The 23,941-nt window shown below is 63.0% G+C and carries 22 protein-coding genes; 16 read left to right on the top strand and 6 right to left on the bottom strand.

Annotation, left to right across the window (positions count from 1 at the left end; all coding sequences use genetic code 11):
- Positions 1 to 122 precede the first annotated feature (122 nt).
- The 6 genes from AC4LFW_RS18145 to AC4LFW_RS18120 all read left to right on the top strand — a co-directional run bounded on the left by AC4LFW_RS18145 (position 123) and on the right by AC4LFW_RS18120 (position 7,087).
- A complete protein-coding gene (locus tag AC4LFW_RS18145; RefSeq protein WP_491820906.1) occupies positions 123 to 1,481 on the top strand; it encodes an aspartate aminotransferase family protein in 1,359 nt (452 codons plus the stop codon).
- Between the two features lie 190 nt (positions 1,482 to 1,671).
- Positions 1,672 to 2,769 (top strand): polyamine ABC transporter substrate-binding protein, encoded by a 1,098-nt coding sequence (locus AC4LFW_RS18140; RefSeq protein ID WP_491820904.1) that lies wholly within the window; start codon positions 1,672 to 1,674, stop codon positions 2,767 to 2,769.
- A 188-nt stretch (positions 2,770 to 2,957) separates the two neighbouring features.
- Positions 2,958 to 4,043 (top strand): polyamine ABC transporter substrate-binding protein, encoded by a 1,086-nt coding sequence (locus AC4LFW_RS18135; RefSeq protein ID WP_491820902.1) that lies wholly within the window; start codon positions 2,958 to 2,960, stop codon positions 4,041 to 4,043.
- Positions 4,044 to 4,143: 100 nt separating this feature from the next.
- Entirely contained in the window at positions 4,144 to 5,295 is a 1,152-nt protein-coding gene (gene potA / locus AC4LFW_RS18130) for a polyamine ABC transporter ATP-binding protein (RefSeq protein WP_491820900.1), read from the top strand.
- 11 nt (positions 5,296 to 5,306) lie between these two features.
- The gene (locus AC4LFW_RS18125) at positions 5,307 to 6,188 is read left to right on the top strand and encodes an ABC transporter permease subunit (RefSeq protein ID WP_491822180.1); all 882 of its coding nucleotides are present in this window, start codon (positions 5,307 to 5,309) and stop codon (positions 6,186 to 6,188) included.
- Positions 6,185 to 7,087, top strand: coding sequence for an ABC transporter permease subunit (locus AC4LFW_RS18120; RefSeq protein WP_491820898.1), 903 nt, complete (start codon positions 6,185 to 6,187; stop codon positions 7,085 to 7,087). Before AC4LFW_RS18125 ends, AC4LFW_RS18120 begins: the two co-directional genes overlap by 4 nt.
- A gap of 10 nt (positions 7,088 to 7,097) precedes the next feature.
- On the opposite strand, the gene AC4LFW_RS18115 is transcribed toward AC4LFW_RS18120, so the two are convergent.
- A complete protein-coding gene (locus AC4LFW_RS18115; protein WP_491820896.1) occupies positions 7,098 to 7,679 on the bottom strand; it encodes a DUF6436 domain-containing protein in 582 nt (193 codons plus the stop codon).
- An 86-nt stretch (positions 7,680 to 7,765) separates the two neighbouring features.
- Between AC4LFW_RS18115 and bipL the strand changes: the two genes are divergently transcribed.
- Positions 7,766 to 8,704 carry a phospholipase BipL gene (bipL, locus tag AC4LFW_RS18110; protein WP_491820895.1) on the top strand — a complete coding sequence of 313 codons (939 nt, stop codon included), beginning with the start codon at positions 7,766 to 7,768 and terminating at the stop codon, positions 8,702 to 8,704.
- A gap of 25 nt (positions 8,705 to 8,729) precedes the next feature.
- Here the strand turns inward: bipL and AC4LFW_RS18105 are convergent, their stop codons facing one another.
- Positions 8,730 to 9,488: a hypothetical protein gene (locus AC4LFW_RS18105; RefSeq protein WP_491820893.1), complete on the bottom strand. Its 759-nt coding sequence runs from the start codon at positions 9,486 to 9,488 to the stop codon at positions 8,730 to 8,732.
- A gap of 108 nt (positions 9,489 to 9,596) precedes the next feature.
- Here AC4LFW_RS18105 and AC4LFW_RS18100 point away from each other — a divergent pair, with 108 nt between their 5' ends.
- The gene (locus AC4LFW_RS18100) at positions 9,597 to 10,205 is read left to right on the top strand and encodes a 2OG-Fe(II) oxygenase (protein ID WP_491820892.1); all 609 of its coding nucleotides are present in this window, start codon (positions 9,597 to 9,599) and stop codon (positions 10,203 to 10,205) included.
- A 90-nt stretch (positions 10,206 to 10,295) separates the two neighbouring features.
- Here the strand turns inward: AC4LFW_RS18100 and trpA are convergent, their stop codons facing one another.
- Both trpA and trpB read right to left on the bottom strand, forming a co-directional pair.
- Positions 10,296 to 11,117 carry a tryptophan synthase subunit alpha gene (gene trpA, locus AC4LFW_RS18095; RefSeq protein WP_491820891.1) on the bottom strand — a complete coding sequence of 274 codons (822 nt, stop codon included), beginning with the start codon at positions 11,115 to 11,117 and terminating at the stop codon, positions 10,296 to 10,298.
- The gene (gene trpB / locus AC4LFW_RS18090; RefSeq protein ID WP_491820889.1) at positions 11,114 to 12,325 is read right to left on the bottom strand and encodes a tryptophan synthase subunit beta; all 1,212 of its coding nucleotides are present in this window, start codon (positions 12,323 to 12,325) and stop codon (positions 11,114 to 11,116) included. Before trpB ends, trpA begins: the two co-directional genes overlap by 4 nt.
- A gap of 132 nt (positions 12,326 to 12,457) precedes the next feature.
- Between trpB and AC4LFW_RS18085 the strand changes: the two genes are divergently transcribed.
- Positions 12,458 to 13,357 carry a LysR family transcriptional regulator gene (locus AC4LFW_RS18085; protein ID WP_491820887.1) on the top strand — a complete coding sequence of 300 codons (900 nt, stop codon included), beginning with the start codon at positions 12,458 to 12,460 and terminating at the stop codon, positions 13,355 to 13,357.
- Between the two features lie 140 nt (positions 13,358 to 13,497).
- A complete protein-coding gene (locus AC4LFW_RS18080) occupies positions 13,498 to 14,889 on the top strand; it encodes a S8 family peptidase (RefSeq protein ID WP_491820885.1) in 1,392 nt (463 codons plus the stop codon).
- A gap of 27 nt (positions 14,890 to 14,916) precedes the next feature.
- Here AC4LFW_RS18080 and galE read toward each other — a convergent pair whose 3' ends face one another.
- On the bottom strand, positions 14,917 to 15,987 hold the full coding sequence (galE, locus tag AC4LFW_RS18075) for a UDP-glucose 4-epimerase GalE (RefSeq protein WP_491820883.1): 1,071 nt from the start codon (positions 15,985 to 15,987) through the stop codon (positions 14,917 to 14,919).
- 414 nt (positions 15,988 to 16,401) lie between these two features.
- On the opposite strand from galE, the gene AC4LFW_RS18070 reads away from it, so the two are divergent.
- The 6 genes from AC4LFW_RS18070 to AC4LFW_RS18045 all read left to right on the top strand — a co-directional run bounded on the left by AC4LFW_RS18070 (position 16,402) and on the right by AC4LFW_RS18045 (position 22,303).
- Positions 16,402 to 17,586, top strand: a complete 1,185-nt coding sequence (locus tag AC4LFW_RS18070; RefSeq protein WP_491820881.1) for a glycosyltransferase family 1 protein — start codon at positions 16,402 to 16,404, stop codon at positions 17,584 to 17,586.
- The gene (gene glf, locus AC4LFW_RS18065; protein ID WP_491820879.1) at positions 17,574 to 18,812 is read left to right on the top strand and encodes a UDP-galactopyranose mutase; all 1,239 of its coding nucleotides are present in this window, start codon (positions 17,574 to 17,576) and stop codon (positions 18,810 to 18,812) included. The genes AC4LFW_RS18070 and glf overlap by 13 nt, the downstream gene beginning before the upstream one ends.
- Before the next feature lie 15 nt (positions 18,813 to 18,827).
- Positions 18,828 to 19,982 (top strand): glycoside hydrolase family 1 protein, encoded by a 1,155-nt coding sequence (locus AC4LFW_RS18060; protein WP_491820878.1) that lies wholly within the window; start codon positions 18,828 to 18,830, stop codon positions 19,980 to 19,982.
- Positions 19,979 to 21,778, top strand: coding sequence for an ABC transporter ATP-binding protein (locus tag AC4LFW_RS18055; RefSeq protein ID WP_491820876.1), 1,800 nt, complete (start codon positions 19,979 to 19,981; stop codon positions 21,776 to 21,778). The genes AC4LFW_RS18060 and AC4LFW_RS18055 overlap by 4 nt, the downstream gene beginning before the upstream one ends.
- Positions 21,775 to 21,990, top strand: a complete 216-nt coding sequence (locus AC4LFW_RS18050; RefSeq protein ID WP_491820874.1) for a KTSC domain-containing protein — start codon at positions 21,775 to 21,777, stop codon at positions 21,988 to 21,990. Before AC4LFW_RS18055 ends, AC4LFW_RS18050 begins: the two co-directional genes overlap by 4 nt.
- A gap of 97 nt (positions 21,991 to 22,087) precedes the next feature.
- The gene (locus AC4LFW_RS18045; RefSeq protein WP_122167894.1) at positions 22,088 to 22,303 is read left to right on the top strand and encodes a dodecin; all 216 of its coding nucleotides are present in this window, start codon (positions 22,088 to 22,090) and stop codon (positions 22,301 to 22,303) included.
- A gap of 69 nt (positions 22,304 to 22,372) precedes the next feature.
- Here the strand turns inward: AC4LFW_RS18045 and AC4LFW_RS18040 are convergent, their stop codons facing one another.
- Complete coding sequence (locus tag AC4LFW_RS18040) at positions 22,373 to 23,737, bottom strand: cation:proton antiporter (RefSeq protein ID WP_491820871.1); 1,365 nt, start codon at positions 23,735 to 23,737, stop codon at positions 22,373 to 22,375.
- Positions 23,738 to 23,941 lie beyond the last annotated feature (204 nt).

Below are 23,941 nucleotides of genomic sequence, written 5' to 3'. Positions count from 1 at the left end.
TGACGCTTTTTTCATCCACCATGGCTCCGTTCGGTGGATCGATGAAGCGTGATCCACGTTGCTGGAAGACCAAAGCTTCAGGCTTCTGGCTTCAAGCTCCAGAACTTTAAAAGAGGTGATTGATGAGCGAATCGCAAACCCTGCAATGGCAAGCCCTGAGCCGCGACCACCACTTGCCGCCGTTCACCGATTTCAAGGCGCTCAATGCCAAGGGCACGCGCATCATCACCCGTGGCGAGGGTGTGTATCTCTGGGACAGCGAAGGCCACAAGATCCTGGATGCCATGGCCGGGCTCTGGTGCGTCAATCTCGGCTATGGCCGCGAAGAGCTGGTCGAGGCGGCGACAAAGCAGATGCGCGAGCTGCCCTACTACAACCTCTTTTTCCAGACCGCCCACCCCCCGGCACTCGCTTTGGCCAAGGCCATCGCCGAGATCGCGCCGGAAGGGATGAACCATGTGTTCTTTACCGGTTCCGGCTCGGAGGCCAACGACACCGTGCTGCGCATGGTGCGCCACTATTGGGCGATCAAGGGCAAGCCGCAGAAGAAAGTGGTCATCGGGCGCTGGAACGGCTATCACGGCTCGACCATCGCCGGCGCCAGTCTCGGTGGCATGAAGGCGATGCACGAGCAGGGCGACGGGCCAATTCCAGGTATCGAGCACATCGATCAACCCTACTGGTTCGGCGAGGGCGGTGATCTGGACCCGGAAGAGTTCGGCGTTCGGGTCGCAGAACAGCTGGAGCAGAAAATCCTGGAGGTCGGTGAGGACAAGGTCGCCGCCTTTATCGCCGAGCCGATCCAGGGTGCTGGCGGCGTGATCATTCCGCCAGACAGCTACTGGCCGAAGATTCGCGAAATCCTTGCGCGATACGAGATTCTCTTTATCGCCGATGAGGTCATCTGTGGCTTTGGTCGCACCGGAGAGTGGTTTGGTAGCGATCACTACGCTAATGCGCCTGATCTGATGCCGATCGCCAAGGGCCTCACTTCTGGCTACCTGCCCATGGGCGGCGTGGTGGTACGCGACGAAGTGGTGCACACGCTAAACGAAGGTGGCGAGTTCTATCACGGCTTCACCTATTCGGGGCATCCGGTGGCGGCTGCGGTAGCGCTGGAAAACATCCGCATCCTGCGCGAGGAAAAGATCATCGAGCGGGTCAAGACGAAGACGGCACCTTATTTGCAGTCTCGCTGGCAGGAATTGGTCGAGCACCCGCTGGTAGGCGAGGCCCGTGGCGTCGGTATGCTGGGTGCGCTGGAACTGGTAAAGAACAAGAAGACTCGTGAACGTTTCGCTGATCCCGGTGTGGGCATGCTCTGTCGCGAACACTGCTTCCGCAACGGCCTGGTGATGCGTGCGGTAGGCGACACCATGATCATTTCGCCACCGCTGGTGATCAACGAAGAGCAGATCGACGAGCTGATAGGCAAGGTTCGGCTGTGTCTCGATGCCACTGCCAGCGATGCCCTGGGCTGACGGAAAGGCGTCTGGGCTGTTGAAAAACAACCGTCGACCTTGCCAGACTGCGCGCGTGCCGAGGCCTGACCCTCAAGGGGATGGCGATGCCGGCACGGCCTCGGCCAGTTAAGAAAATTCAGGGCAGGCGGCGCTTTTTCTCGACCTGTTCCAAGCCCCGATACCAACGATGACAACAGGAGCTGCACGGATGAAACCCTTTGCCAAGACCCTACTTGCGATGACGTTGGCCGGCGCGGTTGCCGGCGCTGCGCAGGCTGAAGACAAGGTGCTGCACGTCTACAACTGGTCCGACTACATCGCCGAAGACACCCTGGACAACTTCACCAAGGAAACCGGCATCAAGGTCGTCTACGACGTATTCGACAGCAACGAAGTGCTGGAAGCCAAGCTGCTGGCGGGCAGCTCCGGCTATGACGTGGTGGTGCCATCCAACCCGTTCCTGGCCAAACAGATCAAGGCCGGCGTGTTCCAGAAGCTCGACAAGAGCAAGCTGCCGAACTGGGAAAACCTCGACAAGGATCTGCTCAAGGCCCTGCAGCCGAGCGACCCGGACAACCAGTACGCAGTGCCGTACATGTGGGGAACCATCGGCATCGGTTACAACCCGGAAAAGGTCAAGGCCGCGCTGGGTGAAGACGCGCCGGTGGACTCCTGGGATCTGGTGTTCAAGCCGGAAAACATGGAAAAGTTGAAATCCTGCGGCGTCTCGTTGCTCGATTCACCGACCGAAATCCTGCCCGCTGCGCTGCATTACCTTGGCTACAAGCCAGACACCACCAAGTCTGACGAGATCAAGAAGGCTGAGGATCTGTTCATGCAGATTCGCCCGAACGTCGCCTACTTCCACTCCTCGAAGTACATCTCGGATCTGGCCAACGGCAACGTCTGTGTCGCCATCGGCTATTCCGGTGACATCTACCAGGCCAAGGCGCGTGCCGAAGAGGCCGGCAATCAGGTCCAGGTCAAGTACAACATTCCCAAGGAAGGCGCAGGTACCTTCTTCGACATGCTGGCCATACCAGCCGATGCGAAGAATGTGGACAGCGCCCATGTCTTCCTCAATTACCTGATGAAGCCGGACGTGATGGCCGCCATCACCAATTATGTACAGTTCCCCAACGGCAATGCCGCGGCCACGCCGCTGGTGGATGAAGCCATCCGCACCGACCCGGGCGTCTACCCGAGCCAGGCCGTGCTGCAGAAGCTCTACACCTTCCCGGACCTCGATCCCAAGACCCAGCGGACCATGACTCGCAGCTGGACCAAGATCAAATCCGGCCGTTGACGCACCAGCCGACTCGCCAGATACCGTTGCCTGCGCGAGTCGGCACCAGCCCGAGGAGGCCTGCAGGGCTTCCACCGTACACGTCGGTATCCTTCGTCATCTCATGCCAGTTGATTTTTAGAGGTTTTTCCCATAAATAGCCCGCCTTTCGTCCGCTGATCGCGCGGCCTGAACAAGAGGACACTCCCATGCGTTCGACATTGAAGTCGCTTCTTATCGCCGCCACGGTCAGCGGCGCTGCATCCGCTCAGGCTGCCACGGTGCACATCTACAACTGGTCCGACTATATCGGCGAGACGACGCTGGAAGAGTTCGAGAACGAGACAGGCATCAAGCCCGTCTATGACGTCTTCGATTCCAACGAAACCCTGGAAGGCAAGCCGCTCGCCGGTCGTACCGGCTATGACGTGGTGGTGCCGTCCAACCATTTCCTGGGCAAGCAGATTCGTGCCGGGGCGTTCCAGAAGCTCGACAAGAGCAAGCTGCCGAATTGGGAAAACCTCGATCCTGCGTTGCTCAAGCAGCTGGAGAAGAACGACCCGGGCAATGCCTATGCCGCACCCTACCTCTGGGGGACCAATGGCATCGGTTACAACGTCGAGCAGGTGACCGCCGCGCTGGGCATCGAAAAGGTCGATTCCTGGGCTGTGCTGTTCGAGCCGGAAAACGCCAAGAAGCTTGCCGGCTGCGGCATTGCCTTCCTCGATTCGGCTGATGAAATGATCCCGGCCATGCTCAACTACCTTGGACTCGATCCCAACAGCACCAACCCGGACGACTATGCCAAGGCAGAGGCGAAACTGCTCGAAATACGCCCCTACGTGCGTTATTTCCATTCATCTAAATACGTCTCGGACCTGGCCAACGGCAACATCTGCATCGCTGCAGGCTTCTCGGGAGACGTGTTCCAGGCGGCGGCGCGTGCCGACGAAGCCGGCAAGGGGATCGACATCGCCTATACGATTCCCAAGGAGGGCGGCAATCTCTGGTTCGACATGCTCGCCATTCCCGCCGACGCACAGAACGTCGACGAGGCCCACACCTTTATCAACTACCTGCTCAAACCCGAGGTGATCGCTTCGGTCAGTGATTATGTCGGCTATGCCAATCCCAACACCAAGGCCGACGGGCTGATGGATCAGGAAGTACGTAACGACCCTTCCGTGTACCCGCCGCAGGCCGTGCTGGACCGCCTGTATGTGTCAGCGGAGCTGCCGCAGAAGATCAATCGTTTGATGACCCGTACCTGGACCAAGGTCAAGTCGGGGCAGTAAGCATGCCGGGCGAGGGCGCAGCTGATGGCTTGCTTCTCGCCCGCGCAACATGACTATTCCGGCACCGTCCGGGCCCATTTTTTCAATCGGGAGTTCGCGCATGGCCGTTGCCTCCAGCGCCTACAAAAAGGCCCTCACCGGTGAGAGCCAAAGCAAGCAGGTGCTGCTGAAGATCGACCGCGTCACCAAGAAGTTCGACGAAACAGTGGCGGTCGATGATGTCTCGCTGAGCATCCACCAGGGCGAAATCTTCGCCCTGCTTGGAGGCTCCGGCTCGGGCAAGTCCACTCTGCTGCGCATGCTGGCGGGCTTTGAGCAGCCTACCGAGGGGCGGATATTCCTCGACGGCCAGGACATCACCGAGATGCCGCCGTACGAACGGCCGATCAACATGATGTTCCAGTCCTACGCGCTGTTCCCGCATATGACCGTCGAGCAGAACATTGCCTTCGGCCTGAAGCAGGATGGCCTGTCAAAGGATGAGGTAAAGACGCGTGTCGACGAGATGCTCAATCTGGTGCAGATGAGCCAGTACGCCAAGCGCAAGCCGCATCAGTTGTCCGGCGGTCAGCGTCAGCGTGTCGCCCTGGCCCGTTCCCTGGCCAAGCGACCGAAATTGTTGCTGCTCGACGAACCCATGGGCGCGCTGGACAAGAAACTGCGCTCGCAGATGCAGCTGGAACTGGTGCAGATCATCGAGCGGGTCGGCGTGACCTGCGTGATGGTGACCCATGACCAGGAAGAGGCCATGACCATGGCCGAGCGCATCGCCATCATGCACCTGGGCTGGATCGCTCAGGTCGGCAGCCCGATGGATATCTACGAGACGCCGGCCAGCCGGCTGGTCTGTGAATTCATTGGCAACGTCAACCTGTTCGAAGGCGAGCTGATCGAGGATATGGAAGACCATGCCGTGATCGCATCGCCCGGCCTGGAAAACCCGATCTACGTGGGTCACGGCATCAGCACCCGCGCCCAGGACAAACACATCACCTACGCGATTCGGCCGGAAAAGCTGCTGATCGGCACCGAGCTGCCCGAGCTGCAACGGCCCGGCTACAACTGGGCCAAGGGCGTCGTCTATGACATCGCCTACCTGGGCGGCCATTCGGTCTATTACATACAGATGCCATCCGGCGGCATCCTGCAGGCGTTCATGGCCAACGCCGAGCGCCATGTGAAGCTGCCGACCTGGGAGGAAGAAGTGTTCGTCTACTGGTGGGATGACAGCGGCGTGGTGTTGCAGGCATGAGCCGCTCACGTCTGAACACGGGTCGCCGACTGGTCATCGGCGTGCCCTTCATATGGCTGGCGCTGTTTTTTCTGCTGCCGTTCGTGATCGTGCTGAAGATCAGCTTCGCTGAAGCAGACGTGGCGATTCCGCCATACACCGAGGTTTTCGCCTACGCCGAACAGCAGCTGCAGGTGATCATAAACCTGGGCAACTACATCTTCCTGAGTGAAGACGACCTGTATTGGGCGGCCTATGCCGGGTCGCTGAGGATTGCCTTTTTCAGCACGCTGATCTGCCTGCTCGTCGGCTATCCAATGGCCTACGCCATCGCCCGGGCGCGCAAGGATCTGCAGACCGTGCTCTTGCTGCTGATCATGATGCCGACCTGGACGGCGATCCTGATCCGCGTCTACGCCTGGATGGGCATTCTCAGCAGCAATGGGATCCTCAACGGCCTCCTGCAGGGACTGGGGCTGATCGACGAACCGCTGCGCATCCTCAACACCGATCTCGCCGTCTATATCGGTGTGGTGTATTCCTACCTGCCCTTCATGATCCTTCCGCTCTACGCCAACCTGGTGAAGCACGACTTCAGCCTGCTGGAGGCCGCTTCGGATCTGGGCGCGCGCAACCTCACCAGCTTCTGGAAGATCACCGTGCCTCTATCGAAGAACGGCATCATCGCCGGTTGCATGCTGGTGTTCATTCCGGTGGTGGGCGAGTTCGTGATTCCCGAGCTGCTCGGCGGGCCGGAAACGCTGATGATCGGCAAGGTGCTCTGGCAGGAGTTCTTCAATAACCGCGACTGGCCCGTGGCGTCAGCCCTCGCCGTGGTGATGCTGGCGATCCTGCTGATACCGATCATTCTCTTCAACCGCAACCAAGCCAAGGAACTGGAGGGCAAGCTATGAAGCGCTACAGCTTTTCCAACCTGATCCTGGTGCTCGGGCTGCTGTTCATCTACCTGCCGATGGTGCTGCTGGTCATCTATTCGTTCAACGCCTCGCGGCTGGTGACGGTGTGGGGTGGCTGGTCGCTGAAGTGGTATGTCGGGCTGCTGGACAACAGCCAGCTGATGGGTGCTGTCATGCGCTCGCTGGAGATCGCCCTGTACACCGCCGTTGCTGCGGTGGCGCTGGGCACCATGGCGGCTTTCGTGCTGACGCGGATTCCAAACTTCCGCGGCCGTACCCTGTTTGGCGGCCTGGTCACCGCGCCGCTGGTGATGCCCGAGGTGATTACCGGCTTGTCATTGCTGCTCCTTTTCGTGGCCATGGCGCAACTGGTGGGCTGGCCGGCACAGCGGGGCATTGTCACCATCTGGATCGCGCACACGACGTTCTGCTCGGCCTATGTTGCGGTGATCGTGATGGCGCGTCTGCGCGAGCTCGACCAGTCCATCGAGGAAGCGGCGATGGACCTGGGCGCGCGCCCCTGGAAGGTGTTCTTTCTGATCACCATGCCAATGATCGCGCCGTCTCTGGCCGCTGGCGGCATGCTGTCCTTCGCCTTGTCGCTGGATGATCTGGTCCTGGCCAGCTTCGTCTCCGGTCCGGGTGCAACGACGTTGCCTATGGAGATCTTCTCGGCAGTCCGTCTTGGGGTGAAACCGGAGATCAATGCCGTGGCCAGCCTGATCCTGCTGGTGGTGTCGCTGGCAACCTTCATCGCCTGGTACATCAGCCGGCGGGCCGAGAAGCGCCGCATGCGCGCGATGCGTCAGGCCATGGATGACAGCAATGCCAGCCCCAGTTGGCATCAGGCCATCGACAGCGGCAAGGTCATGGCGCCCCCTTCGGCACATAGCTGATCAGGCATCGTCATCGGTTCTCTGCGGGCTGCCAGTCGCAGAAACAGGCTACCGCGAGTGACTGCGTCGCGCGCACGGCACGGCCTGCCAGCAGCGCGTCGAGGACCGGCTCAACGAAACTGTTGTCGGAGCTGCAGACGGCGCCTTCGCTGTAGGGGCCGATATAGGCCAGTCGGCCCTCGGCATCCCAGATGCCGGCTGCGGGGCTTGCCGGCAGCTGCGACGCGCCGCCGAGCTCGGGGAGGGGTTGGAGTGCCGCGAGCTGCCCCGGCAATTTTCCCTTGCTTCCAGGCTTTTGCACCACATAGAACGCGACCTGCCTGCCGGCAAAGCGCTTCAGCAGCTCTTCGAGATGCTGCTGATTGCCCACGTTGCAGGGGCATCCCGGATCCCAGAAATGCACGAAGCGCACCGGGCCGGGTCCCTGCAGCTGCGCCGGCAACTGCAGCGCCTCCCCGGAGAACAGCTCGGCACGCTCGCCTTCGAAGGTTCGCAGGTAGCGCGCTTCGAACCACCAGAACGCGGCCAGCATGACGCCGCCCCAGAGCAGGGCGATCAGCGCGGCGATCAGGTATTTACGGCGTATGGACATGGCAAGACTCGTCTATGGGGGCGCCAGCTTGCCATGCCGGGCCGCAGAGCTGAATATCCTCACCGTCCCGGATACGAAAACCGACCATGTCCCTGCAGATCGATCCCGATGCTCTCCGCGCCCAGCTGGGTTCTTTGCGCAGCGGTACCAGGCTCACCAGCCATGCCCATCAGTACCAGGCCCACTACGGGCTGGACCTCTCCCATCGCGGTGACGTCCGGCGGCATCTCGGCCGCTTTACCGTGCACGGCTATGAGCTGGTGGCCCAGGCCTGGTATCCGGAGCAGCCGGTGGCGACCCTGCTGATCCTGCATGGCTACTACGACCATATGGGGCTGTACCGGCATGTCGTGGACTGGGGGCTGCAGATGGGTTTTGCAGTGCTTGGCTGCGATCTGCCAGGGCATGGCCTGTCCAGCGGACCACGGGCCAGTATCAATGAGTTCGACGAATACCAGGCAGTGCTGCACGGGCTGTTGCAGGAAGCGGACGCGCTGGGCCTGCCGAGGCCCCGGCACCTGCTTGGGCAGAGCACCGGCGCGGCCATCGTGCTGGATTACCTGTTGAACGCGCCGGCGCATCCCAACCTGGGCCGCAGCATCCTCCTTGCTCCGCTGGTCAGGCCCCACGGCTGGCGCGGGTCGCGATTGCTCTATGAGGTGGTTCGCCGCTTCGTCAAACAGATCCCGAGACGTTTCAGCGACAATTCGGGGGACGCGGCCTTTCTACGATTCGTCCGGTCCGAGGACCCGCTGCAACCGGACGTGTTGCCCACCGCCTGGGTCGGCGCCTTGTCGCGCTGGATCCCCCGCATCGAAGGCGCTGCCGCCAGCGTGCACAGTCCGATCATCGTTCAAGGCGAAGCCGACCTGACGGTGGACTGGCGGCACAATCTGCCTGTCCTCCAGGAAAAATTCGACCGCCCCGACATTCTTCGCCTGCCCCACGCCCGCCATCATCTGGCTAACGAGCGCGAAGCGCTGCGGCGCGAGTATTTCGCCTTTATCAGTGAGCGCTTGCGCTAGGCGTAACGCGCTCGTTCCGATTGCGCTAGATGCCCGAATTCATCTGGGCGCTGTCCATCCCTACTGCCAGCCCGGCACGCAGGGCGTCCAGGGCTGCCTGGTAGTAGTCCTTGCCGGCCGGCGACTGGGCGAACTCGACGAACTCTTCCAGCTCCGCGTCGGACAGGTCGCGGTAGATAAACAGCAGCGTATTGTCCAGGTCGCTCTCGACCTGCTGCTGCAAGCGCTCACGCTGGCCTTCCAGCAGCCCCTGCGCCTGACCACCGCCGAGCAGTCCGGGAATCATCTGGCTGAGGCTGTCGGCGGCAACCCCGGCCAGTGCCAGACTGACTTCTGCCCCGGCTTCGGCGGCAGGGAGGGCCTGGGCCAGATGACGGATAAGGAGCTGGCGATTGCTGCCCGCCTCGATCCGGGGGATGCCGTTTTCGTATCGAGCCAGTTGTTCACGACGACCGGCCAGCGTCTCGGCCGCCACAATCTTATGACCGAGCGGTGACTGGAAGAACTCCAGTGCCGATGCCGGGTTGGCGAGGTTGTCCCGCAGCGCCTGCTTGGCGCGCTGATCGATGGCATCTACCGCGAAGCGGCGATTGCTGTTGGTGACCAGCGCCTGGTAAACCGCAGGTGGCAAGGTGTTCTTGTAGCGCTGTTGCGCGGCGGTCAGGGCATCACTGAAGTTGGCGCGCTGTTCGGTCCAGCCGGCCGTTTCATAGAGTTCGTCGTAGGTATCGGCGAGGGCGTTGAGGCTGAAGGCGAGTAGTGCACAAGCAATTAGGGCGCGCATGGAAGCTCCTGTCTGGCGGGCAGTTTATTTTCAGCGCCCTGACAGCTGCTGTCGAGGCGCGAAAGCGCTGCTGCTAGACTCCGAAACAATCCTTCCGGAGTCTCTTCCTTGCAGTTCGAAACCATCATTGACGACCTCGCCGAGTATGGCTGGTCGCTACAACATTCGTTCCTATCAACGGATCTGACCCTCGGTCTGGCCGCGGAGTGCCGCAGGCGTGAGGCGCAGGGTGCCCTGGCGCCAGCGGGTATCGGTCGTGGCGAGGCGCTGACGATCCGCGAGGGCATCCGCGGCGACCAGATCCAGTGGCTGGAACAAGGTCAGTCGCCCCTATGCGATAGGTATCTGGAGCTGATGGATGCGCTGCGGCAGCGCCTGAATCAGACGCTGTTCCTCGGCCTGGAGGAGTTCGAATGTCATTTTGCCTTGTATCCGCCGGGTGCCTTCTATCGGACCCATCTCGATCGCTTCCGGGACGACGACAGCCGCTGTGTCACCGCCGTGGTCTACCTCAACCCGGATTGGCAGCCCTCGGATGGAGGCGAGCTGCGCATGCATTTCGCCGACGGCTCGCAGCGCGACATACCGCCGCTGGCGGGCGACCTGCTGGTCTTTCTGTCCGGTGACTTTCCCCATGAAGTGCGGGTCACCCACGCTGACCGGCTGTCGCTCACGGGCTGGTTCAGGCGTCGTCCTGCCGACGTGCTGGCCCTTTAAGCAGGAGGATCGGCTGGCCTGGGCTGACGACACGAAAAGGCCGCTGCCCCATGACAGGTTGCAGCGGCCTTCGTTTCTAGCGGCTTGCAGTTAGCCGCGAGCGCCGCGCACCCCTTCGCTCAACTCACGGCACAGGCCCAGCACGCCTTCGACGGCGTGCTCAGAGGTTTGGGCGCTGGCGATCTGGTCGATCAGCGCCGAGCCCACCACCACGCCCTCGGCCAGGCGGGCGATGGCGGCCGCCTGGTCCGGCGTACGGATGCCGAAGCCGACGCATACCGGCAGATCGCTATGACGCTTGAGGCGTGCCACGGCTTCTTCGACGTGTTCCAGGGTGGCGGAACCGGCACCGGTCACGCCGGCCACCGAGACGTAGTAGACGAAGCCCGAGCTGCCGTTGAGCACGGTGGGCAGGCGCTGGTCGTCGGTGGTCGGGGTGGTCAGGCGGATGAAGTCAATACCGGCGCTCTGGGCCGGGTCGCAGAGCTCGTCGTTATGCTCCGGCGGCAGATCGACGACGATGAGGCCGTCGACCCCGGCTTCTTTCGCGTCGCTGACGAATCGCTCCACGCCGTAGGCGAAGATGGGGTTGTAGTAGCCCATCAGCACCAGCGGGGTGCTGCTGTTGGTTTCGCGAAATTCGCGGACCATCTGCAGCGTCTTCGGCAGGTTCTGCTTGGCCGCCAGCGCGCGGATGTTGGCCAGCTGGATCGCCGGGCCGTCGGCCATCGGGTCGGTGAAGGGCATGCCCAGCTCGATGACATCGGCGCCGGCATCCGGCAGGCCCTTGAGGATGGCGAGCGAGGTGGCGTAGTCCGGGTCACCGGCGGTCACGAAGGTCACCAGTGCGGCGCGGTTTTCCTGCTTCAGCTGTGCGAAGCGCGTCTGCAAGCGAGTGTTCACCGAGCTCATATGTGTTCTTCCTGTTCGTCGTAGTGGTGCATGACGGTTTGCATGTCCTTGTCGCCGCGGCCGGAGAGGTTGACCACCATCAGGTGCTCCCTGGGCAGCGTCGCTGCGCGCTTGAAGGCTTCGGCCAGGGCGTGGGCCGATTCCAGCGCGGGGATGATGCCTTCCAGACGGCAGCACTGGTGGAACGCGGCCAGGGCTTCGTCGTCGGTGCAAGGCACGTATTCGACGCGCTTGATCTCGTGCAGCCAGGCGTGCTCGGGACCGACGCCTGGGTAGTCGAGGCCGGCGGAAATCGAATGCGCGTCGGTGATCTGGCCGTCCTCGTCCTGCAGCAGGAAGGTGCGATTGCCGTGCAGCACGCCCGGCGCGCCACCGGCCATGCTGGCGGCGTGCTTGCCGGTTTCGATGCCGTGGCCGGCTGCTTCGACGCCGACGATCTGCACCGACTCGTCATCGAGGAAGGGGTGGAACAGGCCGATGGCATTGGAGCCACCGCCGATGCAGGCTACCAGCGAGTCGGGCAGGCGGCCTTCCTTCTGCATGATCTGCTCGCGCACCTCGTTGCCGATCACCGACTGGAAGTCGCGGACCATGGCCGGGTAGGGGTGCGGGCCGGCGGCGGTGCCGATCAGGTAGAAGGTGTTGTGGACGTTCGTTACCCAGTCGCGCAGGGCTTCGTTCATCGCGTCCTTCAGCGTGCCGGTGCCGGCGGTGACCGGGATCACCTCGGCGCCCAGCAGCCGCATGCGGAAGACGTTGGCCTGCTGGCGCTCGATGTCGGTGGTGCCCATGTAGACCACGCACTGCATGCCGAAACGCGCGGCCACGGTGGCAGTGGCCACGCCGTGCATGCCGGCGCCGGTCTCGGCGATGATGCGCTGCTTGCCCATGCGCTTGGCCAGCAGGATCTGGCCGATGCAGTTGTTGATCTTGTGCGCGCCGGTGTGGTTCAGGTCTTCGCGCTTGAGGTAGATCTTCGCCCCGCCGAACTGCTCGGTCAGGCGCTCGGCGTAATACAGCGGGCTGGCGCGGCCGATGTAGTCGCGCTGGAAATAGGCCAGCTCCTCGAGGAAGGCCGGATCGCTCTTGGCCTTCTCGTACTCGGCGGCCAGCTGGTTGATCAGCGGCATCAGGGTTTCGGCGACGAACTGACCGCCGAAGCGGCCGAACAGGCCCCTGGCGTCAGGACCGCTGCGGAATGAAGTCATGGTCATCTCCTGCGGGAATGAGTGGCCGCCGCCCTGGCTCAGCCAGGGCATGCGCGATGGGCAGGAAATTACCCGAGTCGAGCCACTATAAAAAGCGATAAGATCGCCATGACCTGTCAGGAAATCTCACCAATGAGCCAAGCCCTTCCTCCCCTCAACGCGCTTCGCGCTTTCGAGGCGGCCGCCCGGTTGCAGAGCATGAGCCAGGCGGCAGCCGAACTAAGCGTGACCCACGGTGCGGTCAGTCGGCAGATTCGTCTGCTTGAGGACGACCTGGGTGTTGCGCTGTTCAGCAAGGAAGGTCGCGGCGTAAAACTCACCGATGCGGGGCTGAGGTTGCGTGACGCGGCAGGCGAGGCATTCGAGCGGTTACGGGACAGCTGCGCTGAGCTGCGTCAGCAGACCGCCGATGCGCCGTTCGTGCTCGGCTGTCCGGGCAGCCTGCTGGCGCGCTGGTTCATTCCGCGGCTGGACCGGCTCAATCGCGACCTGCCGGATCTGCATCTGCAGCTATCCGCCAGCGAGGGCGAAATGGACCCGCGCCGGCCGGGGCTGGATGCCACCCTGCTATATGCCGAGCCGCCGTGGCCGGCTGATATGCAGGTATTCGAGCTGGCCACCGAATGCATCGGCCCGGTGCTGAGCCCGCATCATCCCAACTGCGCGACGTTGCACCAGGCGCCGCCATCGGTGCTGTTCAACGAGGCGCTGCTCTACACCGCGTCGCGTCCGCAGGCGTGGCCCGCCTGGGCCCAGGGGAACGGTCTTGATCCCAATGCCTTGCGTATGGGGCAGGGCTTCGAGCATCTCTACTTCCTGCTGGAAGCCGCGCTGGCCGGGCTGGGCGTTGCCATCGCGCCGCAACAGCTGGTGGCCGATGACCTGCGCCAGGGCCGCCTGCTGGCGCCATGGGGATTTGTCGAAACCCGGGCGCGGCTGTCGCTGTGGGTGCCATCACGGCGGGCCGATCGACGCGCTCAGCGATTGGCGGACTGGCTATGCAAGGAGTTGGCCCAGCCAAACAGCCAGTAGCCGCATCTATCCGACAGGCGGTACGCCGTTCGTCTGGCGCCACTAAAACGACATCACGGTTGCCGATACAGTCTCGTGCATCTTTCTGATGCTGCCTCGCATGGTTGTGGGGCCGTCTGTAGTCGTTCTGGAGAACAGTGATGGTCATACAAAAGCGCGCGGGGCTTCTGATGTTTACGCTGCTTGTGGTCGGTGTAGGTGAGGCGGTGGCCAAGCAGAACCCGGCAATGGATGCTTCGCTCAGGGCCGGCAGGCCGTTTGTCGAGGGAGAACTGCTGGTGCAGTTCAAACCGGGCGCGTCCGAGGCGGCCAAGAGCGCTGCGCTGAGCAGGCGAGGTGCCAAGGCGGCGCAGAAGCTTCTCGACAAGGCAGCACGCAAGGACGCCAAGGGTGACCTGGTCCAGGCACAGCTTGGCAAGGGCAAGAAGGTGGACGCCGCGCTGATTGCGGAGCTGGCTGCCGACCCCGCGGTCGAGTACGTCGAACCCAACTGGATCTACCGTACCCAGCTGGCCAACCCTAATGACCCAGGCCTCAACTTGCTATGGGGCATGCAGGGGGCGACGACTTCGCCCGCGTCTGCGTATGGCAGTGGTGCCCTGGCAAACTGGAACGCAGGAGCGCTGTGTTCCAGCAAGGTCCATGTGGGCATCATCGACGAGGGCGTCATGACCAGCCATGGCGACTTGCGCGCCAATCTCTGGATCAATCCGGGCGAGGGCTCCCGTGCTGATCGCAAGGACAATGACCGCAACGGATATGCTGACGATATCTACGGCTGGGACTTCGCCGCCAACAACGCCAGCGTGTACGACGGTCCGGCTGACGATCACGGTACTCATGTCGCCGGCACGATCGGGGCCGTGGCGAACAATGGCGCTGGTGTCTTCGGCGTGTGCCCGAGCGCGAAGCTGATCACGGCCAAGTTCCTCGGTGCCAACGGTGGCACCACCGCCAACGCGGTGAAGGCCATCAACTACCTGACGCAACTGAAGCTGGCAAAGAAGATCAATCTGGTCGCCACCAACAATTCGTGGGGTGGCGGCGGTTATTCCCAGGCGCTGTACGACGTCATCCAGGCCGCCGGAAACGCCAACATCCTGTTTATCGCAGCAGCCGGCAACAGTGGGCTCGATATCGATAACACCCCGAGCTACCCAGCCAGCTACAGGCTCCCTAACCTAATCTCGGTCGGGGCGATCGGTCAGGATGGTCGTCGTGCGGGCTTCTCGAACTATGGCGTCAACAACGTGCATATCGCTGCACCGGGCGTCGACATCGTTTCGACGGTGCCGACTTCCACTGGCGCGGCCGGCTACGCCTACATGAGCGGCACCTCAATGGCCGCGCCTCACGTGACCGGCGCGGCGGCCTTGTATGCCTCGCTGAACCCCTGCGCGACCAGCGTGCAGATTCGCGAGGCGCTTCTGCGCACAGCCGTGATTGATCCTCAGCTCACCGGAGCGGTACAGCAGAGCCGGCGACTGGACGTCTCCAGGATTCGGGCCGAACTGAACTGCAGCGCCCAGTGAGCGTGCCGGGTATCTGCCGTCTGATGCTCAGCTGGCCATGGCGGTCTTGCTGTTTGCCGCTGCGGGGGCGCTGACAGCGGGCTTCTCGGTCGCATAACCCTGCGGGTTGCGGCTCTGCCAGCGCCAGGCATCGGTAAGCATCGTCAGTAGATCCCGCTCGGCTTGCCAGCCCAGATCGTCCCGCGCCTTGCTCGGGTCGGACCAGCACTGTGCGATATCGCCTGGCCGGCGCGCCTTGAACACATGAGGCAGAGGCCGGCCGATCACTTCCTCGAACGCGGTGATCATCTGGCGCACCGAATGGCCACGGCCAGTACCGAGGTTCCACGTGGAAACACCATGGACCCGGTCAAGCTGCTCCAGGGCCTTGAGGTGACCCTTCGCCAGATCGACCACGTGGATGTAGTCACGCACACCCGTGCCGTCCGGCGTCGGGTAGTCCGCGCCGTACACGCTCAGCTGGTGTCGGCGGCCCACGGCGACTTGCAGCATGTAGGGCAGGAGATTGTTGGGAATGCCGTTCGGGTCCTCGCCGATCAGGCCGGATTCATGCGCGCCGATAGGGTTGAAGTAGCGCAGCAGGCCGATCGACCAGCGCGGGTCGGACTCGGCCAGGCCTTTGAGGACGTTTTCGGCCATCAGCTTGGACTGGCCGTAAGGGTTGGTCGGGATTCCCGTCGGGCACTGTTCGGTGATGGGCATCCGTGGCGAGTCGCCATAGACGGTAGCCGACGAGCTGAACACCAGCTTGAAGATACCGGCCTGTGCCATCGCCTGACACAGCGCGATGCTGCCGCTGACGTTGGTTTCGTAGTAGCGCAGCGGCTCGCGAACGCTCTCGCCCACGGCCTTGAGGCCGGCGAAGTGCAGCACGGCCGTGACCGGATAGGAGGCGAACAGCGCGTTGAGCAGCGAGCGGTTGCGCACGTCGCCCTTGACGAACTGAACCGGGCGACCAGCGAGCCCCTCAACCCGATCCAGAGCGACCTTGGAACTGTTGCAGAGGTTGTCCAATACCAGTACTTCGTGGCCGGCCTGGAGGAGCTCGAGCACCGCATGGGAGCCGATGTAACCCGCTCCGCCCGTGACTAGAATCATGTTTCGTCCTCGCATAACAAATTGTTTGACGCGCGCGGGGCTGCACGGCTGACCGTATGAGCGCGGCCGCTGCAAGCATCTCCAGGGTTGGGTTCGGCGAGTCGGATGGTGCTGACTGCTGGTGCACGCGGTTCCGATGCCGGGGGTAAATCAGGCGTCCTGTGATAGGGACGGGGGAAGGTGTGGCCAAGTTCCAACGAAACGGCGGACAACCGATGACCGACCTCTGAAGTCTGGAAAAGGGAACCTTGGATCGTCCCGTGTCGTCCATACCCGGCGGACAGTGCTTGCGTGTTGGCCTTTATCTGCTAACGGAAGCGTCCACCGATCTTCTGCTCTGCGCGGACTGCGCGGGCTTATGCGATGCGGCAGAAAGGAGTCTGGAAGGGCATTGCCACCCTAAACGAGGTTTCCATGAGCTGGGCCGGCCCTTACCAATACGAAATCGGCAAGTCACCCGAGAAACAAGCGACCCCACCGGAAGTCATTTTCGATGAACTGGTGCCGACCTTGCTGTGTCTGTCCCATCTGCGCTGGAGCTTCGTCTACCAACGGCCGCAGCACCTGATGTCAAGGTTTGCCCGGGATTTCAACGTGCTCTTCGTCGAAGAGCCGATTCCTACCGAGGATGCCAAGCCCTGGCTGGAAGTGCGTCCCGAAGAAAACGGCGTTCAGGTACTGATCCCGCGTCTGCCCCAGGGCTGTGAGGGCGAAACGGCGCTGCGTGTCCAGCGCGACCTGCTCGATGGCTACCTGCAGAAGCTCGGCGTCAACGAGCTGATGCTCTGGTACTACACCCCGATGGCGCTGGGTTACGCCGGACATCTGAAGCCCAGACTCACCGTGTATGACTGCATGGACGAGCTCTCCGCATTCCGTGGCGCGCCGCCGGAACTGGTGCAGCGTGAGCGTGAGCTGCTGGACCGGGCTGACGTGGTTTTCACTGGCGGCTACAGCATCTGGGAAGCCAAGCGCGAGCTGCACGACAACGCCTTCGCCTTTCCCAGCAGTGTCGATGTGGCGCATTTCGCCGAGGCGCGGCGGATCCAGGCCGACCCGGACGACCAGGCCGAAATTCCGCACCCCCGGCTGGGCTTCTACGGCGTTATCGACGAACGCTTCGATATCGGGCTGGTGGCCGAGATCGCGGAGAAACGACCCGACTGGCAGTTCGTGCTGGTCGGTCCGGTGGTGAAGATCGACCCGGCAGAGCTGCCGCGGCGCGACAACATTCACTACCTGGGGGCGAAGACCTATGACGAGTTGCCCCGCTATCTGTCGGGCTGGGACGTAGCGATCATGCCGTTCGCGATGAACGAATCGACCCGTTTCATCAGCCCGACCAAGACGCCCGAATACCTGGCCGGTGGCTGCCCCGTGGTGTCCACGCCGATCAAGGATGTGGTGCGCACCTACGGCGACACCGAAATCGTCTACATCGCCGATACGCCCGATGCGTTCATCGCAGCGGTGGAGGACGCCCTGGCCGACGCCAACGACCGTGACCGCCTGTTGAAAACCGCCGACGAAATCCTCGGTGACATGTCCTGGGACCACACCTGGGCGCTGATGAAGGAGAAGATGCAATGCGCGATGTGAGCCTGCAAGACAGCAATACCGAGCACGCAGGCGGTGGCGCCAGCGACGGCTCGTCCAGGCGTCGTGGTTTCGACTACCTCATCGTCGGTGCCGGTTTCGCCGGCAGCGTCCTGGCCGAACGCCTGGCCGCGGGGCTGAACAAGCGCGTGCTGGTGGTCGACCGGCGTCCCCACATCGGCGGCAACGCCTATGACCATTACGACGAAGCCGGTGTGCTGGTTCACCGCTACGGCCCGCACATCTTCCATACCAACGCCCAGCGTATCGTCGACTATCTGTCCCGGTTCACCGAATGGCGCCCCTACGAGCACCGCGTGCTGGCGCAGGTGGACGGGCAGGAGGTGCCGATTCCGATCAACATGACCACGCTGAACAGGCTTTACGGCCTGAACATGACCAGCGAAGAGGAAGCGGCGGATTTTCTCGCCAGCCGCGCCGAACCGGTGGAAGACATCCAGACCAGCGAGGATGTGGTGATCAACGGCATCGGCCGGGAGCTGTATCAGAAGTTCTTTCGCGGCTACACCCGCAAGCAGTGGGGGCTGGACCCGTCGCAGCTGGACAAGTCGGTCACCTCGCGCATCCCTACGCGCACCAACACCGATGACCGCTACTTCACCGACACCTTTCAGCAGATGCCCAAGCATGGTTACACCAGGATGTTCGAGAACATGCTCGCGCACCCGAACATCAAGGTGATGATCAACACCGACTATCGCGAGATCCGCGACGAGGTGCAGCACGATCACCTGATCTTCTGCGGTCCGATCGACGAGTACTTCGACTTTCGCTTCGGCAAGCTGCCGTATCGTTCCTTGAAATTCGAGCACAAAAGGCTCGACCAGGAGCAGTTCCAGGCGGTTGGTACGGTCAACTACCCCAGCGAGGACGTGCCCTACACGCGCATCAGCGAGTACAAGCACCTGACCGGTCAGGTTCATCCACGGACCAGCATCACCTATGAGTATCCCTCTGCCGAGGGTGACCCCTACTATCCGATCCCGCGGCCGGAAAATGCCGAACTCTACAAACGCTACCAGAAGCTGGCGGACGAGACGCCGGGTGTCACCTTCGTGGGACGCCTAGGCACCTACAAGTACTACAACATGGACCAGGTGGTCGGGCAGGCGCTGGCGCTGTACAAGCGCATCGAGGAAGCCGAGCTCGGCCCGACGGCTGGCGAAAGTGCAGAGCACAGCCGGTCTCTGGCCAAACAGGTTCCCTGAAGACGAGGCACAAGGATGCACCAGCCGACGCTGTTCAAAAGCTTTTTCCTCGGCGGTTTCGAATGCTCGAACCATCGTCGCAGCGACGGCCGCCGCCTGGACCTGCTCGCGGCCACCGGCCACGACCGCTGGGCAGCGCAGGACTATGCGGTGTTGCACCGGCATGGCCTGCACAGCGTGCGTGACGGTCTGCGCTGGCACCTGATCGAACCGACACCCGGCCGGTACGACTGGTCGAGCTTCCTGCCGATGCTGCAGGCGGCCCAGCGGCAGGGCACCCAGGTGATCTGGGATCTCTGCCACTATGGCTGGCCGGATGATATCGACATCTGGCGACCGCAGTTCGTCGAGCGCTTCGCCCGCTACGCCGCAGCTGCAGCGCAGCTGGTCAAGGACGAGACCGACGCGGTGCCGTTCTACGCACCACTGAACGAGATTTCCTTCTGGGCCTGGGCCGGTGGCGACGAGGCCTATTTCAACCCCATGGCGCGCGGTCGTGGCTTCGAGCTCAAGCACCAGCTGGTACGCGCCACCATCGCCGCGATGCAGGCAATCCGCGCCGTCGAGCCGCGGGCGCGCTTCGTCCAGGTCGATCCGGCCATCCATGTGGTTGCGCCCAACGACCGCCCCGGCCCCCAGCGGGAGGCGGAGCGCTTTCGCCAGGCGCAGTTCGAGGCCTGGGACATGCTCAGCGGTGAACTCTGGCCAGGCCTCGGCGGCGCGCCGGAATACCTCGACGTGCTGGGCGTCAATTACTATTCCGACAACCAGTGGTACCACGGCGAAGGCAACACCATCAGCCGCGACAGCCCGGACTATCGCCCGTTCAAGGGCATCCTCAGCGAGATCTGGCAGCGCTACAAACGCCCCATACTGATTGCCGAAACCGGTGCCGAGGGCGATGTGCGTGGCGACTGGCTGCGTTACGTCAGCGAGCAGGCAGGCCTGGCCATGCAGCGTGGCGTGCCGGTGGAAGGTATCTGCCTGTATCCGGTGCTGGACTACCCGGGCTGGACCGACGACCGTCACTGCCCGGTGGGGCTGCTGGGCTTCCCCGACGAAAACGGCAAGCGTCCAGTACACCAGGGACTGGTCGATGAACTGCGTCTGCAGCAGGCGCGCTTCAGCCATTCGAGTCCGCTCCCTCAGATCGCCGAAGCCCTGCCATGAACGCCCTCGCGCCGCGTAAGCCTCCGGTAGCCGTGGGCCTGCCGGATCGGCCGGTCGCTTTCTTGTGGCACTACATCTGCTTGCGGCCGTGGCATTTCGGCGGGCTGCTGCTGTTGATCGTCGGCGCTGCAACCTGTGCGGTAGCGGTGCAGTACGGCATGAAGTTGCTGGTCGACGCCATGGCGCAGGGCAGCACCAATCGAGGCGCTGCGGATGTGTGGTTTCCGCTGGGTCTGTTCATCGGGCTGATCGTCGTCGAAAACGTCTTCTGGCGTCTCGGCGGCTGGCTCGGCTGCCGCACGGTGGTAGCCAGCGTGGTGGACATCCGGGTCGACCTGTTCAAGCACCTCACCGGCCATCCGATGCGCTACTTCACCGAGCACTTCGCCGGTTCGCTGGGCAATCGCATCTCGGCGCTGGGCCAGGCCGCAGGCGCGATCTATGGTGGTCTGGCGTGGAAGATCGTGCCGCCCATCGTCGACTTCATCGGCGCGGTGGTAGTGCTGCTGACCGTCGACTGGCGCATGGCCGTTGCGCTGATCCTGTTCGTTGCCATCGTCGCGGCCCTGATCACCGGGTTCGGCATTCGCGGCCGCTCCAAGCATCAGCGCTTTGCTGCGCAATCGGCGCGGGTCGGTGGCGAGCTGGTCGATGCAGTGTCCAATGTCTGGACCATCAAGGCGTTTTCCGCGCGTGACCGGGAAGCCGAGCGCCTGGCCAACGAGATCGGTTACGAGGCCAAGGCCCAGCGGCGCAGCTGGATGTACCTGGAAAAGGCCCGCGTAATCCACGACATCTGCCTGTCGCTGATGGCCGGTGGCATGCTGGTCTGGGCGATCAGCCTGTGGGTGGACGGCTCGGTGACCTCCGGCGATGTGGTGCTGGTCAGCGCGCTCACCTTCCGCATCCTGCATGGCTCACGGGATCTGGCGCTGGCATTGGTGGACACCACCCAGCAGATCGGCGCCATCGACGACACCCTGCGCATCATCGTCCAGCCCCACGGCCTGGAGGATTCCGAAACACTGCTGATGCTGGCCGAAGGCGACATCACCTTCGAGGACATCAGTTTCGGCTATCCCAAGCGCGGCATGATCTTCGAGCATCTCAATCTGCATATCCCCGCGGGGCAGAAGGTCGGCGTGGTCGGGCCGTCCGGTGCGGGCAAGTCGACCCTTATCCAGCTGCTGCAACGCCTGGACGATGTGCAGGCAGGGCGCATCCTGATCGATGGTCAGGATGTCCGCTCGGTCAGCCAGAACAGCCTGCGCGAAAAGATCGCCGTGGTGCCACAGGAGACGGCGCTGTTCAATCGGACGATTCGCGAAAACATTCGTTACGGACGCCCCGAGGCCAGCGATGAGGAGGTGGTGGAGGCGGCCCGTCGTGCCTTCTGCGATGGATTCATCCGCGAGCTGCCGCAGGGCTACGACACCCTGGTTGGCGAGCGTGGCGTGATGCTGTCCGGTGGCCAGCGCCAACGGCTGGGCATCGCCCGGGCGTTTCTCAAGGACGCACCCATCCTGATTCTCGACGAGGCGACCTCGGCGCTGGATACCCAGTCGGAAGGGGAAATCCAGGCGGCACTGAACAACCTGGTGCACAACCGCACCGTGGTGGCGGTCGCGCATCGACTGTCCACGCTGGCGAGCTTCGACCGCATCATCGTGCTGCGCAACGGACTGATCATCGAGGACGGCGCGCCGATGGACCTGCGCAACCGCGGCGGCGCGTTCGAGGCCCTGTGGCGGATGCAGGCCGAAGGCTTCAGGCATGAGCCCGATCCGGCGGTATGAAGCGCGTCCCGGTGAACTCGCGCAGCCTGCGTGCACTGGGCTATGACCCGGATGCGCAGGCGCTGGAGGTGGAATTCCATAACGGCTCGCAGTACCGCTACGAGCAGGTGCCGGCTGAGGTGGTAAAGGCGCTGCTGGAGGCGGACTCGCTCGGGCGGTATTTCAATCGGGAATTCAAGGCCCGCGACTTTCCTTATCGACGACTCGATTGAGCCGTCTCGCTGAACTTCCGGCCTGCTGCACGGGCCTCAATTGACAGGACGCTTCATTACCGAGCGGAGGCTCCTCAGACCAGAAGGGGATTTATTCATGTCGGATCATCACACCTACAAGAAAATCGAGATTGTCGGTTCCTCGCGCAACAGCGTGGATGAGGCGATTCAGAACGGCATCGCCGAGGCCAGCAGCAAGCTGCAAAACGTCGAGTGGTTCGAAGTGGGCGAGATCCGCGGCCACGTCGAAGACGGCAAGGTCGGCCACTTCCAGGTCACCATGAAGGTCGGCTTCCGCCTCGCCAACAGCTGACCTAGGGCCGGCAGGCCACTCCGGCAACGGCTATCCGGCCGGCTGCCGGCAGGCCGGCTCCCATCTGCATCAGCCGTGGGTGGACGGCTTCTGACCGCGGCTGCGTTCATACAGTCGCAGCAGCGGCTGGGTACTCAAGCCGTGCGCGACGATGCTCATGACCACCACCGAGATCACCAGCGAGATGATGTCGTCGGCCTCGTCCGGGAGCAGCCCGTGGGTGACCGCGTAGCTCAGGTAATAGAGGCTGCCGATGCCGCGAATGCCGAACCAGCCCACGGTCAGGCGCTGGGCGCGATCCAGGTAGCGGCGCGGCATCAGCAGCCACACGCTCAGCGGTCGGATCAGAAGGAACAGGGCCAGGGCAATCGGCACCGCACGCCAATCCCAGTGCACCGAGACCAGCACGCCGAGAATCGTCACCAGCAGCACTTCCAGGCTGCGTTCCAGTTGACCACCAAAGGTCAGGATGTCGCCCATCATTACCCCGGCGGCCACCTGGGGTTCGGCGACCCTTTCGTTTTCCAGCGGCAGCTCGCGGGGTGTCAGGCCGCCTTCGGCCATATGCGGTACGGCATGGGCGATCAGCTCCTCGGACGGGGTTTCCGACTCATGCGCTGCATCCTTCTCCGCATGGCGCAATCCCAGCCCGGCGGCAAATACCGCAAGAAAACCCCAGGCTCCGATCAGCTCGGCGCCGACATAGGCCAGCGCGATCAAGGCCAGGGCCAGCGAGTCGTTCGGTGACATGGACGTGTCGGCGTGGCGGGCGCGCAGGTAGATCGCCAGCTTGCCGATCAGCCGGCCCAGCAGATAACCGAACGCCAATCCGGCCGGGACGGCCCAGACCAGACGATGCAACGCCCACTCGCTGACCCAGCCGGTGGCCATGGTTTCCTGTTCGATCAGCAGCAGGCCAAACACCACGAAGGGAAACGCGGTGCCATCGTTGAAGCCGGCCTCGCCGGACAGGCCATAGCGCACATGGTCACTGTCTCGCGAATTGTTCACCTGCACGAGGCTGGCCAGCACCGGATCGGTCGGCGCGAGAATGGCGCCGATCAATACCGAGATGCCCCAGCTGAGCCCGAGCAGGTAATGGCTAAGGGCGGCAACGCCGGCGATGCAGGCGAGCATTACCGGGCCGGCCAGAACGTAGGCGCTTTTCCATGCCGGGTGGCGCAGCGGCATGCGCAGCTTGAGACCGCTGACGAACAGCGACACCAGCACCGCGATCTCGGTTAGGTGCTCCATCCAGCCGGCGATATGCGAGAACTCCATTTCCCACAGGCCCACGCCAAGCTGGCCAATGAGCAGGCCAAAGCCGAGGTAGATCAGCGAGGTGGTAACCGGCAGCCAGCGCAGGTAGGCCGATGCCAGGGCGAGGATCAACAGCAGGATGCCGAGCACGGCCATCCATTCGAGAAAATTCATCTAGTGTTCCGAAGCTGAGGCGGCGGCGAATGTCCGGCGCGGTGTCAGCATTCGAGCAAATGGTCCGGTCTAGGTTCAGGGCGCCCGGCGGACGGCATGTTGGCCAGCCGTCCCGTGAGTGGAATTGCCCGCCCGTGTCCCTGTCACTAAAAGGCGAACCGAAACCTTCTACCTGTGTGCCGCGGAGCGCTGCGGCATGGGAGC

The organism is Stutzerimonas sp. C6.4V (assembly GCF_058536345.1).
The sequence above is the reverse complement of the archived record's forward strand: the minus strand, read 5'-3'. Positions and strand labels throughout refer to the sequence as shown.